Genomic DNA, 14066 nt, shown 5'->3' on the forward strand with positions numbered 1-14066 from the left:
CTGCCCAAATACTCCCCCGACCTCAATCCCATCGAGCAGCTCTTCGCCAAGCTGAAGCACCTGCTGCGCAAAGCCGGCCAGCGCACCAGAGACGCCGTCTGCTCCGCCATCGGCCAGATCCTCTCCACCATCTCCGCCGACGAATGCAGCAACTACCTCGTCAACTCAGGATATGGACGATCCTAATCTCATCCCGCTCTAGCGTGCAGGGCGACATCAAATGAATCGCCGTCGATCATCCGACCGCCCCGACTCTGGTCATATAATCATTCGATGTTCATTAGATCAAGGTGGGATTTTTAAATACGCTTCTCGGGAAAGACACCTATCAAACTCTTGGCCATTGGATGCCTCTCAGCGTTAGCTCCGCAATCGCGCCATTTGCGGGGTTTAGGCCCCTTTGATAGGCGTCGACCGCTTTCCGGCAGACGCCGCGCACCACGACCGCGACCCTCGACTGCGGGCAGCGCGCCACCGCCGGCCAAGGCGCGGAAGCACATAAGTCCGCTCACAACTCGATCGTTCGATCACCAGTGCGGCAGGGCGCATGCCGCTTGAGATGGAGCCGCACACCCGCGTCGGGAGCAGCCAATGCATCCAGCCCGTCGCGACATGAGGCCGCAGCGCCCGTTGGTTCACATTGTGCATCTATTGAGGAGCGCGCACTTCTCCATGACCGCTATTACCAGGGAGGCGAGCACCGATCGCTATCCCAAAAGGCGTCCGAAGGCGAAAGACTCGCTTTAACGGCGACACCATCGGCGTGATCGGCACAACCTGGAGCTCGCATCGCGCAAGCCGCGTTCGCCCCGCCACAGCGGGACAAATGAATCGCCAAAGATCAACTGGTCATCTTTTGCACGTCGGCTTTCTATCAAAAGCCATGATATTATTCTGCTATATCGCTGGTTTTAGCGACATTTTCGGCGAAGTGAGCGTTTCCTCCTGTTAGAAGGGGGCAGTCAGCGCCGATCTGATGGTCAGTTGTCTTGACAGATGAACACGCTTCGCCTAGCGTTTTTCTCGTTCGAAGCGCTTTGCGCTCGCGGACATGGCCATGGGAGATGGCTGGGAGGATCTTTGCATGAGGTTAGCGTGAACGGCGGTTCCGCCGTGGGATGATCCTGGCCGAGCGCCGGGTCTTGGCGGGCACCAGCCTCGTGATGGCATCCATCTCGCTTTGTCATTCCCGCGCCGACCGCTTTCACCGAAACCTCGTCCAGTCCGCTGGAGCAGGAACACCTGGCACTTCGTCTGGCCTCACCAGACCTGCCGCTGGAGCGCCATCCGCGCCCCGTGGCGCCTAGTGCGGAAGACGCCTGCGCTCTTCAGTTGTTGAGGGACTTTGGATGAATCGAATCATCAACAATCCGGATCTCGTGGTCGAGGATGCGGTCCGGGGGTATCTCAAGGCTCACAAGGACCTCGTCGCGCCGACGGACAACCCGCGGGTGATCCGCCACCATCTCGCGCCGCAAAAAGGCAAGGTCGGCGTCGTCACTGGCGGCGGCTCCGGCCATGAGCCTGCGTTCCTCGGCTATGTCGGCGATGGAATGATCGATGCGGTGGCCATTGGGGAGATCTTTTCCTCCCCCTCCGCGAAAGCTTTTCACGACGCGTTCGTGGCGGCCGATGGCGGTCGCGGCGTGGCATGCCTCTACGGCAACTACGCCGGAGACAACATGAACGTGAAGCTCGCCGTCAAGCAGGCCGCGGCACACGGACTAACGATCAAGACGGTTGTTGCCAACGACGACGTGCCCTCGGCGCCGAAGAGCGAGCCGCAGAAGCGGCGCGGCGTCGCCGGCGAAATCCTGATGTGGAAGGTGGGCGGTGCCCGCGCCGCCGAGGGCGCCGAACTCGATGAGGTGATCGCGTCCGCGCAAAAGGCGATCGACTCCACTCGCTCCATCGGCGTCGGCCTTTCGGCCTGCACCATCCCCGCCTACGGCAAGCCGAACTTTTCCATCGAGGATGGAATGATGGAAGTCGGCATCGGCCACCACGGGGAGCCCGGCGTCAAGGTCATGGAAACGCGACCGGCGCGTGAAATGGCGGACCTCATGCTGGATCATGTGCTGCCGGATCTGCCGTTCGAGAGCGGGGACGACCTCGCGGTGCTTGTTTCCGGCCTCGGCGCGACGCCGGTGATGGAACTCTACATCCTTTACGATCGCCTCTCGGAGGTGTTCGCCGAGCGCGGCATGAAAGTCCGCCATCCCTTCATCGGCAACTATTTCACCTCGCTCGAGATGATGGGCGTCACGCTGACGATCATGCGCCTCGACAGCGAGCTCGACCGCCTCGTCGGCGCGCCGGCCCGCTCCGTCGGCCTCACCAAGGTGGCATTATGAGTGGCGTGCGGATCGAGACGGCCGGCGGGCTCGTCAAGGAACTCGTCGAGGCCATCAACGCCAATCGAACGTGGCTCTCGGAGATCGACGGCGCCATCGGCGACGGCGACCACGGCATCAACATGAGCAAGGGCTTCACCAGCGCTGGAGCCAAGCTCGGCGATACGCCGCCGCCGCTTCCCGAGGCGCTGAATGTGCTTTCAAGCACGCTGATGGAGGATATGGGCGGCTCCATGGGGCCGCTCTATGGTTACCTCTTCTCGCGCATGGCCGACGCCTTGGAAGGCAAGAGCAAGCTCGAGGCCGACGACTTTGGCGCCATGCTTCGCGGGGCGCTCGAGGGCGTGCAGGAGATCGGCTCGGCCTCCGTCGGCGACAAGACGCTGCTCGACGCGCTCGCACCTGCGAGCGAAGCCTTCGATGCGGCTCTCGCGGCGGGAAAGCCGTTCCCGCAGGCTCTCGATGAAATGGCGGTAGCGGCCGAGCGCGGGCGTGACTCGACGCGTGACATGGTGGCCAAAGTCGGACGATCGGCGCGCCTCGGCGAGCGTTCGCGCGGCGTGATGGATGCGGGGGCGTCGTCCTGCTGTCTCATCCTGCAGACGCTCGCCAACGGCATCAAAACAAGACTTTCCGAGTGACCGGCCACGGCCGAGGGCTCGAATGTGATGAAAGGCCCGAGGGCCGGAAGGAGTAGAGACATGAGCGGAGCCACAAGATCCAACACTCTTCCTGAAACCATGCAGGCGGTCGTCGCCTATGCGCCGCACGACTATCGCTTCGAGACGGTTCCCGTGCCGCGCGCAGGCCCGGACGACATCATCATCGAGGTCGAAGCCTGCGGCATCTGCGCCAGCGATATCAAGACCTTCATCGGCGCGCCCTCCTTCTGGGGAGACAAGGAACAACCGCGTTACGTCAAGCCGCCGATGATCCCCGGTCACGAATTCGTCGGCTATGCCGTCGAGGTCGGTGAGAACGTCGCTCGCAAGGGCGAGTTCAAGGTTGGCGACCGGCTCATCTCCGAGCAGATCGTTCCGTGCGACGATTGCCGCTATTGCAAGCGCGGCGAATACTGGATGTGCGAGCGCCACGACGTCTACGGCTTCCAGAAAAACGTCAATGGCGCGATGGCCAAGTACATGCGCTTCCCGGCTACCTCTCGCACCCACAAGGTCCCGACGGACGTGCCCGTGGAGAAGGCCGCCTTGGTCGAGCCCTATGCCTGCTCTGTCCACGCGGTGAACCGCGGCAATATCCAGCTCGACGATGTCGTGGTGCTGGCCGGGGCCGGCCCGCTTGGGCTCGGCATGGTCGGCGCCGCGCGCCTCAAGAATCCGTCGAAGCTCATCGTTCTCGACACCAAGCAGGACCGCCTGGATCTCGCAAAGAAATTTGGCGCCGACATCGTCATGAACCCGCTCGAGATGGACGTGGTCAAGGCGGTGAAGGACATGACGGACGGCTACGGCTGCGACGTCTATATCGAGGCGTCGGGTCATCCTTCGAGCGTCAAGCAGGGTCTTCACATGATCCGCAAGCTCGGCCGCTTCGTCGAGTTCAGCGTGTTTGGCGAGGAGATCACCGCGGATTGGAGCATCATCTCCGACCGCAAGCAGCTCGACCTTCTCGGCTCGCACCTTGGCCCCTACTGCTATCCCTTCACCATCGCCGGGATCGCCGACGGCCGCCTGCCGACGGAAGGCGTCGTGACCCACAAGCTGCCCTTGTCGGAGTTCCAGAAGGGCCTCGACATGATGCACGAGGGCAAGGGATCGATCAAAATCCTCCTGGTTCCCTGATCCATCAAAGAAGGGGCCTTCGCCACGCTGCGCCGATCTCCGACGCAGCAATGTCGCAGAACTAGGGCGCGGCCTTTTCTTCTGGTGCCACAACGCGGCAACGTAGATGAAGCCGCGCATCATGGCCCGACCGGGCACGGCTTCGCCAAATAAGGCGAGGAGGTGCCGGCCGGGCCTTTTTCGCGTCCCGAATCTGGTGGTCCTGAACGCTGGCGCAACCGACAATCGCCATCCCGGCGCTCACGCGAAAGCAAGCCGCAACTCGGCCTTCAGGAATGGAGCCCGTCGTCCCTCAAGCGAGGCAGCACCTGACAAACTCGGCGCGCGCCGCGACATCGGCCTTTGGAAGTTCGATCAGAGTATAGCCGAGCTCGCGGTAGACACTCACCATCGCCTCGTGGGTGCGCCGTGCCGTTTCCATATCCTGTCGGCGCTCGGCATCCTGCCGATAGATTTCCGGCCAGACAGGCGCGATGAAGACGCGCTCGTTATAGCGGAAAGTCTCGGCGGCTTTCATGACGTGAGGCGGCACGCCCAGGCCCTCCAGGCGAAGATAACCGACGACGTCAGGAAGTCCGCGATCGAAGAGCACCGGCGCGGAGCCGTCTTGCCGTGCGGCGTGATAGGATCGCATTTCCCAGCCCAGCATGAGCTCGGCGAAGAGCGCTCGGTCGCGCCAAGGCAGCGCGGGGCCGTCGATGGCCACCTGATCCTGAATGATGCCGCGTCCGGCCTCGAGCGAACGGCGAAAGCCAACGCCTTCGAGATGATCCAGCAGGGTGCTCTTTCCCGAGCCGGGACCGCCCGTGAGAATGTGAAAGTTGTCCTGCAAACAGCGCATGGGTGGTGCCTCCATGGCAATGAGCCAAGGCGCCGAGAACGGCGTCCTGATTGGATTGATAGAAGGGAGGGAAGGTTCAGCCGGCCGTGAAGGGCGCGCGGGACGCTCTATTTGCTCAGCAGGAACCGTGCGAGGCGCCCCACGGCGAGAGAATCTCGTACGTGCGGGCTGACCTGCCACTGCGATAACCGTGCCCCGCCGCCCAGGCAATATGTCGTCGCGTTCGCGCTGCGTTGAAAGGGAGCGATTGGCTTCCCTCGAAAACCTTGGTAAGCAGCCGACAACAGTCTGGGCGCCTCGCCCGATTTTTTCGAACCTTCGCGCATCCGCCTGGTTCGATCTCGCCCATCTAGGACACACTCATGTCTATCCCTTCGACGAGCGCGCCGCTCGCCGCCGCCCTCGCCGCCCGTGGCTATACGGACCTTACCGAGGTCCAGTCCGCGGTTCTCAATCCCGAGGCCGCCGGCCGCGATCTCCTTGTCTCCGCCCAGACTGGCTCCGGCAAGACGGTGGCGTACGGTCTCGCGCTGGCGGATACGCTGCTCGGGGAGGATGAGGCGCTGCCTGAAGCCGGCGAGCCGATGGCGCTGATCGTCACCCCGACGCGCGAGCTCGCCATGCAGGTGACGAACGAGCTCACCTGGCTTTATGCCAACACCGGCGCCCGGCTCGCCACGCTCGTCGGCGGCATGGACCCGCGCGCCGAGCGCCGCAGGCTGGACCAGGGTACGCACATCGTCGTCGGCACGCCGGGACGTCTGCGCGATCACCTGACCCGAGGCGCGCTGCAGATCGGCGGCCTCAAGGCTCTCGTCCTCGACGAGGCCGACGAGATGCTCAACCTCGGCTTTCGCGAGGACCTGGAATTTTTGCTGGAGGCGACGCCCGCCTCGCGCCGCACACTTCTTTTCTCGGCGACCCTGCCCAAGCCCATCATCCAGATGACCAAGCGCTACCAGCAGGGCGCCTATCGCATTGAGGTGGCGCGCGGGCAATCCGGCCATGCCGACATCGAATACCGCGCCGTGCGGATCGCGCCCAACGAGGTCGAGCACGCCGTCACGAACATCCTTCGCCGCGCCGAGGCGCCGAGCGCCATCGTCTTCTGCAACACCCGCGAGAGCGTCCGGCATCTTTCATCCGGCCTGATCGAGCGCGGTTTTGCCGCCGTCACCCTGTCGGGCGAGCTTGGGCAGGCCGAGCGCAACCAGGCGATTCAGGCGCTGCGCGACGGGCGGGCGCGGGTATGCGTGGCCACCGACGTCGCCGCGCGCGGCCTCGACCTGCCGAGCCTCGGCCTCGTCATCCATGCCGACCTGCCGAGCGACCCAGAGACGCTGCAGCATCGATCCGGCAGGACCGGGCGAGCCGGGCGCAAAGGCATCTCGGTCCTGCTCGTGCCGATCTCACGCCGCCGCAAGGCCGAGCGCCTTCTCGCCGAGGCTCATATCGACGCGACCTGGGGCGCGGCTCCCTCCGCCGAGGAAATCCGCGCCGCCGACGAAGAACGGCTGCTGGCCGATCCAGCCTTTACCCAAGAGCCAAACGAGGAAGATACGGCGGCCGCCGCCAAGCTCCTCGCTGCGCATACCCCGGAAGTGCTCGCCGCCGCGCTGGTGCGCCAATGGCGCGCTCGCCTTCCCGCTCCCGAGGAGGTTTTCGACCCCAATTTCGGCCCTGGTCCGAAGCCCGGCAGGGAGCGCGAGGAGCGCGGCCCTTCCAAGCATCAGCGCGGCGGCCCCACCATCTGGTTCCGCATGGATGTCGGCCGGCGCAACAACGCCGACCCGAAATGGCTGCTGCCGCTCCTTTGCCGGCGCGGCAAGATCACGCGCCAGGAGATCGGCGCGATCAAGATCTACGACCGCGAGACCAAGTTCGAGATCGCCGAGAGCGTCGCCAAGCGCTTCGCCGACGCCGCCGCGCATAGCGACGATGACGACATCACGATCTCTCCCGCCGACGGCGCGGGCGAGCGCGGAGCGCCGGCCGGTGAGCGCAAGACCTTCAAGCCGAAGGACAAGCGCCCCTACGCCCCCAAGGGAGCCAAGGGACAGGACCGCACCCCATACGAGAAGCCGAGGCGCCCCAAGCCGAAGAAGCCCAAGGCCTGAGCCGGAGCTTCGCTGCCGCCCCTCTTCAATGCGGGGAGAGCTTCTCCACCCTGACGTCGAAGACGTAGCCATGTCCGCGCTCGGTTTTGATCAGCAACGGATTGGTGGGGTTTGGCTCGATCTTGCGCCTGAGCCTCAGGATCAGGACATCGATGGTGCGGTCGAAAATGTCGTCCGTGGTGCGATGGGTGATCTCCAGAAGCTGGTCGCGCGACAGGACGCGGCCCTGACGCTCCACCAGGGCATGGAGGAGATCGAACTCGGCGACGGTAAGAGGAATGGGCTCGCCGCCGGGACCGGTCAGACGGCGCCGGTCGGTGTCGAGCACGTGACCGAGAAACCGATAACCGTTGCGTGGAGGCGGCTCGAAGGAGGCGCCGCCCTGGATGTAGCGTCGCCTCACCGCCTTGACGCGCGCCAGCAGCTCGCGCGCGTTGAAGGGTTTGACGACATAGTCGTCGGCGCCGATCTCGAGCCCGAGGATGCGGTCGAGCTCGCCGCCGCGCCCAGTCAGCATGATGATCGGCACGGCGCTCGAAGCGCGGATGCTCGCGGCCAGCGAAAAGCCGTCGCGATCCGGCAATTGAAGGTCGAGAATGACCAGATCGATGCTCTCGGAGCGCTCGGCAAGGCCGAGATAGTCGGCAGCGCTGGCGCAAGCCAGAGCCTCGATGCCTTCGCTCGCCAGCACGTCGCAGACAACTTCGCGCACTGACGTATCGTCGTCGACCACCGCAACGCGCACCTTCTGGCCCGACAGCGTCATTCCCTCCCTGTTGGTGAAACTCGATCGTTCAGCCCGCCCGATCTTTGCCCATTACGGTTTCACGAAGCGCGAGAGGGATCAAGTCTTGTTCACTTGAGCGCGCGAGCGCGGCGACGTTGATGCTGGTGCAGATCTTCGTGAACAATATTACAGAAGAGCTATGCTGGCGTGAAATCCGTGGTTCACACACTCCCTGAAAGCTCCACCTGTCGATCAGGTCAGGAAGGCGGCCATTCCCGTTGGGAGCGGGAAAGGAGATCGCCGACCGTCTCGGGGGAGGAGGGCGCATGAACGATACTGTCTACGCGGCTCGTCCGCCCTCGTCCGACCAGGACAAGGCTCACGCGGTAGCCGACACGCCGGCTAATCCTGACATCGCCGCCGCGCTCGACGGGACGCCGCGTCCGAAGCGGGGATTGCGGCGACGACTGATGTGGCTTGCCGCCGGCGTCTTTCTAGTGATCCTCGCCTTCGAGGGCATGGCGCTGGTCGGGCTGGAACGGCTCGACGGCGTTCTTCGCGAAATCCAGAGCGAAGCCAGCCAGGACGCACGCAAGGTGCTGCTGCTCGCCGAAAGCACGGCGGGACTGTCACTCGCGGCCGATCGTTTCACCAAGGTTCGTGATCGTCAGGCGCTGTTTCGCGCCGAGGCCGATCTTCGCGCGGAGATCGATGCCTTTTCCGAAATGGCGCGGCAACTGCCGACGGTCCATGCGGGCGCCGAGACGCCCTCCCCGATGCCGCCAATCATCAACGCTGCCAACCGGCTCGACGGCGTCCTTCGCGAGCTCGCGGCCACGGCGGGCGAGGCGATCGACGCTCATGCCGGGATGAATGCGGCAGAGGAGGACCTTGGCAACGTCAAGGCGGCGCTGCTCCACGCCCAGGACCTCACCCCCGCCAACACAGAGGCTCTTGCCCTTGCCAGCATGGCGGTGGTTTCCGACGATCCTGAAGAGGTGAAGAGACTTCGCGCGACCTATAGGGATCTCGTCGCCCGCAGCGGCCGGCCGATGGCGCTCGGGCTGTTGACGCCACTCTTCGACAGGCGCCTCACCGTGCTCGACGTCGAGGCGCGCCAAGCCTCCCTCGTCAGCGCCGCGACCGTCGCGGCGGCGGAGGTGGCAAGCCTGGGGCGGCGTTATGGCGAGATCCTCGATCTGATTAGTGCCGAGCGGGTGGCCGAGCTGACCAGGGCATTGAGCCTCGGCAAGCTCGTGGCCATCGGCGCGGGGCTGATCGCCCTCCTCGCCGCCTTTTTCATTGCCAACGCCTTCCTGCGCGGAGTGGTCGCGGATCTCACCGGCATCGCCGAAGCGATGCGCCGGCTTTCCAAGGGCGACACCTCAGCTCGTGTGCCCGGCACCGCGCGCACCGACGAGATCGGGGCGCTTGCCGATGCCTTCGCGGTTTTCAAGAGCCAGGTGATCGAGCGGGCGCGCATGGCGCGAACGTTGCAGCAGGCCGAGCGGCTGGAGGCCATTGGGCGCCTCACCGGGGGCATCGTCCACGACTTCAACAATATCCTCACCGCCATCACGACCAACGCTCAGCTCATCCATGACGACGCCGATCCCGCCTCGCCGGCCAGGACAAGAGCGCTGCGCACGCTGGAGGCCGCCGAGCGCGGCTCGGCCATGGTCCAGCAACTCCTGACTTTCGGCCGCCGCCGCCCGCTCGCCCCCGAGGCGACAGATATCGACGCGATGATTGCCGCCATCGTCGATCTCGTGTCCGCGGGCTTCGGCGAGGGCGTGGCGCTGCGCCGCCGCGCGACGACCGCCGGGGATGGCCGCCCTCTCCTCGCCCATGTCGACCCGGAGCAGCTGGAGAATGCGCTGATCAACCTCCTGTTCAACGCGCGCGACGCCGTCGCAAACGCGGGAACGATCGAGATTGCGGCCGAGCTTTCGCCGGACGGCGACGTGCGCATCACAGTCGCCGACGATGGCTGCGGCATGACGCCGGATGTGCTCGACCACATCTTCGAGCCGTTCTTTTCGACCAAGCCCGCCCATGCCGGCAGCGGCCTCGGCCTCGCGACGGTCTACGGCTTCGTTCGCCAGTCGGGCGGCGAGATCGCGGTGACATCCGAGCCCTGCGTCGGAACGCGGGTGATGATGGACCTGCCGCGCTTTCCACGGGTGAGCGCGACATGAAGCGAACATCGAAAGCCGGACCATGGTGTCCGAAGCCTTCCGCGTCATGCGGACCAACGCCATCCATGAGGACAGCCGGAAAACGGCTGCTGGGAGGATGGGCATCACAAGGAGAAGTGACCATGAAAGCAATGACATGGATGACGATGGCGGCCGCGATCGTTTCCCTGGGAGCGACGACCGCTCTCGCGGCTGACGGCAAGGTGGTCGTCTACACGGCCGCGCCGCAGGAGATCGTGGACAAGCTCGTTCCCGCCTTCGAAAAAGCGTCGGGCATGGACGTCGACGTGGTCAAGGCCGGCGCGGGCGAGCTGATCAACCGCCTCAAGGCGGAAAAGGGACGCGAGACCGTTGACGTCCTCTGGTCGGTGGGCAGCGAGGTGATCGAGGCCAATCCCGATCTCTTCCAGGCCTACAAGCCCAAGGAATCCGACAAGATCGTCAAGGAAGTGGCGACGGAAGGCGTGTGGACGCCGTTCACCGTGGTCGCAACGAGCTTCATTATCAACACCGATCAGCTCGCCGAGGGCGAGCGGCCGAAGACCTGGAAGGACCTCGCCAAGCCGGAATACGAGGGCATGGTTTCCATAGCGCGTCTCGACAAGTCGTCCTCGTCCTACATCCAGCTCGCCACGTTGCTGCAGATCTACGGGGTCGACGAAGGCTGGGATCTCTACAGCCGCATCCTCGACAACACGGTCCTGGCCAATTCTTCCGGCGCCGTTCCGAAATTCGTCAATGACGGGGAAGCGGCCATCGGCGTCGCGAACGAGGACATCGCCAACCGCTTCAAGAACGGCGGCGGTCCGGTGGAAGTGGTCTATCCGGAGGACGGCACGACCGCCCAGGCCGACGGCATGGCGCTTCTTGCCACGCCCGCCAATCCCGAGGGCGGCAAGGCCTTCATGGACTACATGCTCTCGGCGGACGCGCAGAAGCTGGTCGCCGAGGTCGGGCGGCGCCCCGTGCGCGAGGACGTGACCGCGGGCACCAGCCTCACGCCTCTCTCCAAGATGAAGCTGATCGACTACGACCTCGAATGGGCCTCCAAGTATCACGACGAGGCGCTTGCCAAGTGGCAAGACGTCGTCATGAGCAAGTAACGATCATCGGACGGTCGCCGCGCCGGCGGCCGTCCGTTTTCTCGACCCTCGGAAGATGGAGGCAGGCCGATGGCCCGGGTTAAGATCGAAAATCTCAAGAAGAGCTATAGCGACTTCGTCGCGCTCAAGAATATTTCTCTCGACATAGCCTCGGGGGCCTTCTTCACGCTGCTCGGACCATCCGGCTGCGGCAAGACGACCCTTTTGCGCGCCATCGCCGGCTTCCACCGGCAGGATTCAGGATCGATCCAGGTGGACGGCGAGTCGATCGGCGACAAGCCGGCGCACCTGCGCGATGTCGGAATGGTCTTTCAGGACTACGCCGTCTTCCCGCACCTCAGCGTCTTCGACAACGTCGCCTTCGGGCTGCGCCAGCGCAAGGTTTCCTCTGCGGAACTCAAGCAGAGGGTCGGCGAGATCCTGGAGATCGTCCAGCTCGCACCGCTCGCGGACCGGATGCCGCATCAACTGTCGGGCGGCCAGCAGCAGCGCGTCGGCCTGGCGCGCGCTCTCGTCATCCGCCCCAAGGTGCTTCTCATGGACGAGCCGCTGTCCAATCTCGACGCCAAGCTGCGCGTGGAGCTGCGTCGCGACATTCGCGCCCTCCAGCAGGAATTCGGCATCACCACCATTTATGTGACGCATGACCAGGAGGAGGCGCTGGCGATTTCCGACGAGGTCTGCGTCATGTATGGCGGCGTCGCCCAGCAGGTCGCCAGCCCCTGGGACATCTATTCGCGCGCCGGCAATCTCTTCGTCGCCTCCTTCGTCGGCTCAAACAACCGGCTGAAAGGCGCGCTTGCCAACGGCCGCCTCGCCATCGGCGAACAGGCCTCGGAACGCCCCTTCAACCTTCCCGACGGACCGGTTATCGCCACCATCCGGCCAGAGAAGGTGAGGCTGGGCCGCGATGCCGGCGAGGACGCGTTCTCCCTCAAGGGCACGGTGCGTCATGCCATGTTCATCGGGCGGGAGCTGGAAGTTTCCATCGCCACGCAAGACGGCGTCGTCGACGCGCTGGTCAAGCCGGAGGCGCGCGCCGTCGCGCTGAAGCCCGGCGATCCGATCGAGGCGTCGCTGCCCGTTGCCGACCTGATGCTTTACGACGACGCCGAGAACGGGAGGCTGCTGGCATGAGCGAGGCCACTCCTTCCGCGCCGCTGCGGCGCAACCGCCTCGCATCCCTGAGCTTCTGGGATGCCGTCTTCGCGCTCTGCGTCCTCATCGTCTGCGTGCTCCTGATCCTGCCGCTGACGAAGGTTCTCTATGTCGGCTTTCTGGACCCGGAAACCGGCGCCTTCACGCTGAACAACTATATCGAGGTGCTGACGCGCCGCTATTATGTCGGCGCCCTGCAGAACACGCTGCTGGTCGGTGCCGGGGGCATGCTCGGTGCCTGCCTGATCGGCGTGCCCCTCGCCTATTTCGTCGCCCGCTATCACGTCACGGGGCGAAATCTCATCTCGACTGTCGCCGTCCTCGCTCTCGTCTCGCCGCCCTTCATCGGCGCCTATTCGTGGATCCTGCTCCTCGGCAACAACGGCGCGATCACCAGGGCCTTCCGCGATCTCGGCGTCCATCTGCCGTCGATCTACGGAACGGCGGGGATCATCCTCGTCTTCTCGCTGAAGTTCTTCCCCTTCGTCTATCTGATGACGGAAGGGGCGCTGCGCGCCATCAATCGCTCCTATGAGGAGGCGGCGGCCAATCTCGGCTGCTCGCCGGTGAAGAGCTTCTTCGCCATCACCCTGCCGCTCGTCTTTCCCGCGGTCAGCTCGGGGGCGATTCTCGCCTTCGTCCTATCGATCGCCGATTTCGGCACCCCCGCCATCATCGGGCGGAATTTCCGCACCCTTTCGACCATCGCCTACAACCAGTACACGGCCGAAATGGGCGGCACTCCCTCGACGGCCGTCGCCATCTCCATGGTCATGATCGCCATTTCCATGGCGGCCGTGTTTCTCCAGCGCTTCATTCTCGCCAAGCGACGCTATGCCGGTTCCTTCACCAACCTGCCGATCAAGAAGCCGCTCCATGGCCTGTTTGGGGCCGGCGTCCACGCCTTCTGCTATCTCGTGGTGGTGCTGGCAGCGGTTCCCATGGTCGTCGTCTTCTATACCTCGATCCTGGCGACCAACGGCCCGGTCTTCACCGGCGAGTTCGGCTTTTCGAGCTACGCGCGGGTGTGGAACGAACTGCCCAACGTCGTTGGCAATTCCTTCCTCTTCGCCACCGCCGCCGTCGCGATGATCACCCTCGCCAGCGCCTTCATCTCCTATCTGGTGGTGAGGCGCGAGACGCTGGCGGCGAGCGTGCTCGACAGCGTCCTCATGGTCCCCTACGTCGTGCCCGGCGTCGTCATGGCGATTGGCTTCGCCCTGACCTTCAACCGCGCGCCGGTCGATCTCATCGGCACCGCCTTCATCATCATTCTCATCGTCTTCATCCGGCGTCTGCCCTATGGCGTGCGCTCGACCTCCTCGATCCTCAGGCAAATCAAGCCGTCCATCGAGGAGGCGGCGGTCAATCTCGGTTCGCCGCCGGCCAAGGCGTTTCTCAAGGTCACGGTGCCGATCATGCTGCCGGGGATCATCGTCGGCGCGATGATGAGCTTCATCACCGCCATCAATGAACTGTCCTCGACGCTGCTTCTCTACACGGGATCGACGGCGACAATGCCGATCAAGATCTACAGCGCCGTTCTCGACGGCGAGTTCGGCCTTGCCGCCGCGCTTTCGACGATCCTCCTCGTCTCGTCCGGCATCTGCGTCTTCATCGTCTTCCGCCTTTCGGAAAGCCGCGAAGGCGCCTTCGTCTAAGTTTCGGGGGCGGGGCGCGCGTCGCTCCCGCCCTCTTCACCGAGCATGCCGCGAGGCTGCCGCAACAGGCGGCAGCAGGCGGCGCCGTGCCAATGTCAGGGCCTC

General features: G+C 64.6%; 11 protein-coding genes. 9 read left to right on the forward strand and 2 right to left on the reverse strand.

Annotated elements, in window-relative coordinates:
• The 4 genes from B5D38_RS06265 to B5D38_RS06280 all read left to right on the forward strand — a co-directional run.
• Window positions 1-186 (forward strand): transposase (locus tag B5D38_RS06265; protein WP_342587339.1); only part of this gene is annotated, 186 nt, incomplete at its 5' end.
• A gap of 1163 nt (window positions 187-1349) precedes the next feature.
• Window positions 1350-2354 (forward strand): dihydroxyacetone kinase subunit DhaK, encoded by a 1005-nt coding sequence (locus B5D38_RS06270; RefSeq protein WP_078707562.1) that lies wholly within the window; start codon window positions 1350-1352, stop codon window positions 2352-2354.
• Window positions 2351-2995: a dihydroxyacetone kinase subunit DhaL gene (gene dhaL, locus B5D38_RS06275; protein ID WP_078707563.1), complete on the forward strand. Its 645-nt coding sequence runs from the start codon at window positions 2351-2353 to the stop codon at window positions 2993-2995. Before B5D38_RS06270 ends, dhaL begins: the two co-directional genes overlap by 4 nt.
• 60 nt (window positions 2996-3055) lie before the next feature.
• On the forward strand, window positions 3056-4156 hold the full coding sequence (locus tag B5D38_RS06280; RefSeq protein WP_078707564.1) for an MDR/zinc-dependent alcohol dehydrogenase-like family protein: 1101 nt from the start codon (window positions 3056-3058) through the stop codon (window positions 4154-4156).
• 292 nt (window positions 4157-4448) lie between these two features.
• On the opposite strand, the gene B5D38_RS06285 is transcribed toward B5D38_RS06280, so the two are convergent.
• The gene (locus B5D38_RS06285) at window positions 4449-4997 is read right to left on the reverse strand and encodes an AAA family ATPase (RefSeq protein ID WP_207552902.1); all 549 of its coding nucleotides are present in this window, start codon (window positions 4995-4997) and stop codon (window positions 4449-4451) included.
• A gap of 362 nt (window positions 4998-5359) precedes the next feature.
• On the opposite strand from B5D38_RS06285, the gene B5D38_RS06290 reads away from it, so the two are divergent.
• Window positions 5360-7114: a DEAD/DEAH box helicase gene (locus B5D38_RS06290; protein ID WP_078707566.1), complete on the forward strand. Its 1755-nt coding sequence runs from the start codon at window positions 5360-5362 to the stop codon at window positions 7112-7114.
• Window positions 7115-7139: 25 nt separating this feature from the next.
• Here the strand turns inward: B5D38_RS06290 and B5D38_RS06295 are convergent, their stop codons facing one another.
• Complete coding sequence (locus B5D38_RS06295) at window positions 7140-7880, reverse strand: response regulator transcription factor (protein WP_078707567.1); 741 nt, start codon at window positions 7878-7880, stop codon at window positions 7140-7142.
• Window positions 7881-8167: 287 nt separating this feature from the next.
• Here B5D38_RS06295 and B5D38_RS06300 point away from each other — a divergent pair, with 287 nt between their 5' ends.
• The 4 genes from B5D38_RS06300 to B5D38_RS06315 all read left to right on the forward strand — a co-directional run bounded on the left by B5D38_RS06300 (window position 8168) and on the right by B5D38_RS06315 (window position 13961).
• Entirely contained in the window at window positions 8168-10039 is a 1872-nt protein-coding gene (locus tag B5D38_RS06300; RefSeq protein WP_078707568.1) for a sensor histidine kinase, read from the forward strand.
• Between the two features lie 122 nt (window positions 10040-10161).
• Window positions 10162-11142, forward strand: a complete 981-nt coding sequence (locus B5D38_RS06305) for an extracellular solute-binding protein (protein ID WP_207552903.1) — start codon at window positions 10162-10164, stop codon at window positions 11140-11142.
• 69 nt (window positions 11143-11211) lie between these two features.
• Window positions 11212-12279: an ABC transporter ATP-binding protein gene (locus B5D38_RS06310; RefSeq protein ID WP_078707569.1), complete on the forward strand. Its 1068-nt coding sequence runs from the start codon at window positions 11212-11214 to the stop codon at window positions 12277-12279.
• Entirely contained in the window at window positions 12276-13961 is a 1686-nt protein-coding gene (locus tag B5D38_RS06315) for an ABC transporter permease (protein ID WP_078707570.1), read from the forward strand. Before B5D38_RS06310 ends, B5D38_RS06315 begins: the two co-directional genes overlap by 4 nt.
• The last annotated feature ends 105 nt before the right edge of the window (window positions 13962-14066 follow it).

Source organism: Consotaella salsifontis (assembly GCF_900167365.1).
GTDB classification, from domain to species: Bacteria; Pseudomonadota; Alphaproteobacteria; order Rhizobiales; family Rhizobiaceae; genus Consotaella; species Consotaella salsifontis.

Bases quoted from the DNA above. Each gene is read 5' to 3' on its own strand.
- B5D38_RS06315 (WP_078707570.1), top strand. From the start codon at position 12,276: ATGAGCGAGGCCACTCCTTCCGCGCCGCTGCGGCGCAACCGCCTCGCA.
- dhaL (WP_078707563.1), top strand. From the start codon at position 2,351: ATGAGTGGCGTGCGGATCGAGACGGCCGGCGGGCTCGTCAAGGAACTC.
- B5D38_RS06290 (WP_078707566.1), top strand. From the start codon at position 5,360: ATGTCTATCCCTTCGACGAGCGCGCCGCTCGCCGCCGCCCTCGCCGCC.
- B5D38_RS06280 (WP_078707564.1), top strand. From the start codon at position 3,056: ATGAGCGGAGCCACAAGATCCAACACTCTTCCTGAAACCATGCAGGCG.
- B5D38_RS06310 (WP_078707569.1), top strand. From the start codon at position 11,212: ATGGCCCGGGTTAAGATCGAAAATCTCAAGAAGAGCTATAGCGACTTC.
- B5D38_RS06300 (WP_078707568.1), top strand. From the start codon at position 8,168: ATGAACGATACTGTCTACGCGGCTCGTCCGCCCTCGTCCGACCAGGAC.
- B5D38_RS06305 (WP_207552903.1), top strand. From the start codon at position 10,162: ATGAAAGCAATGACATGGATGACGATGGCGGCCGCGATCGTTTCCCTG.
- B5D38_RS06285 (WP_207552902.1), bottom strand. From the start codon at position 4,997: ATGCGCTGTTTGCAGGACAACTTTCACATTCTCACGGGCGGTCCCGGC.
- B5D38_RS06270 (WP_078707562.1), top strand. From the start codon at position 1,350: ATGAATCGAATCATCAACAATCCGGATCTCGTGGTCGAGGATGCGGTC.
- B5D38_RS06295 (WP_078707567.1), bottom strand. From the start codon at position 7,880: ATGACGCTGTCGGGCCAGAAGGTGCGCGTTGCGGTGGTCGACGACGAT.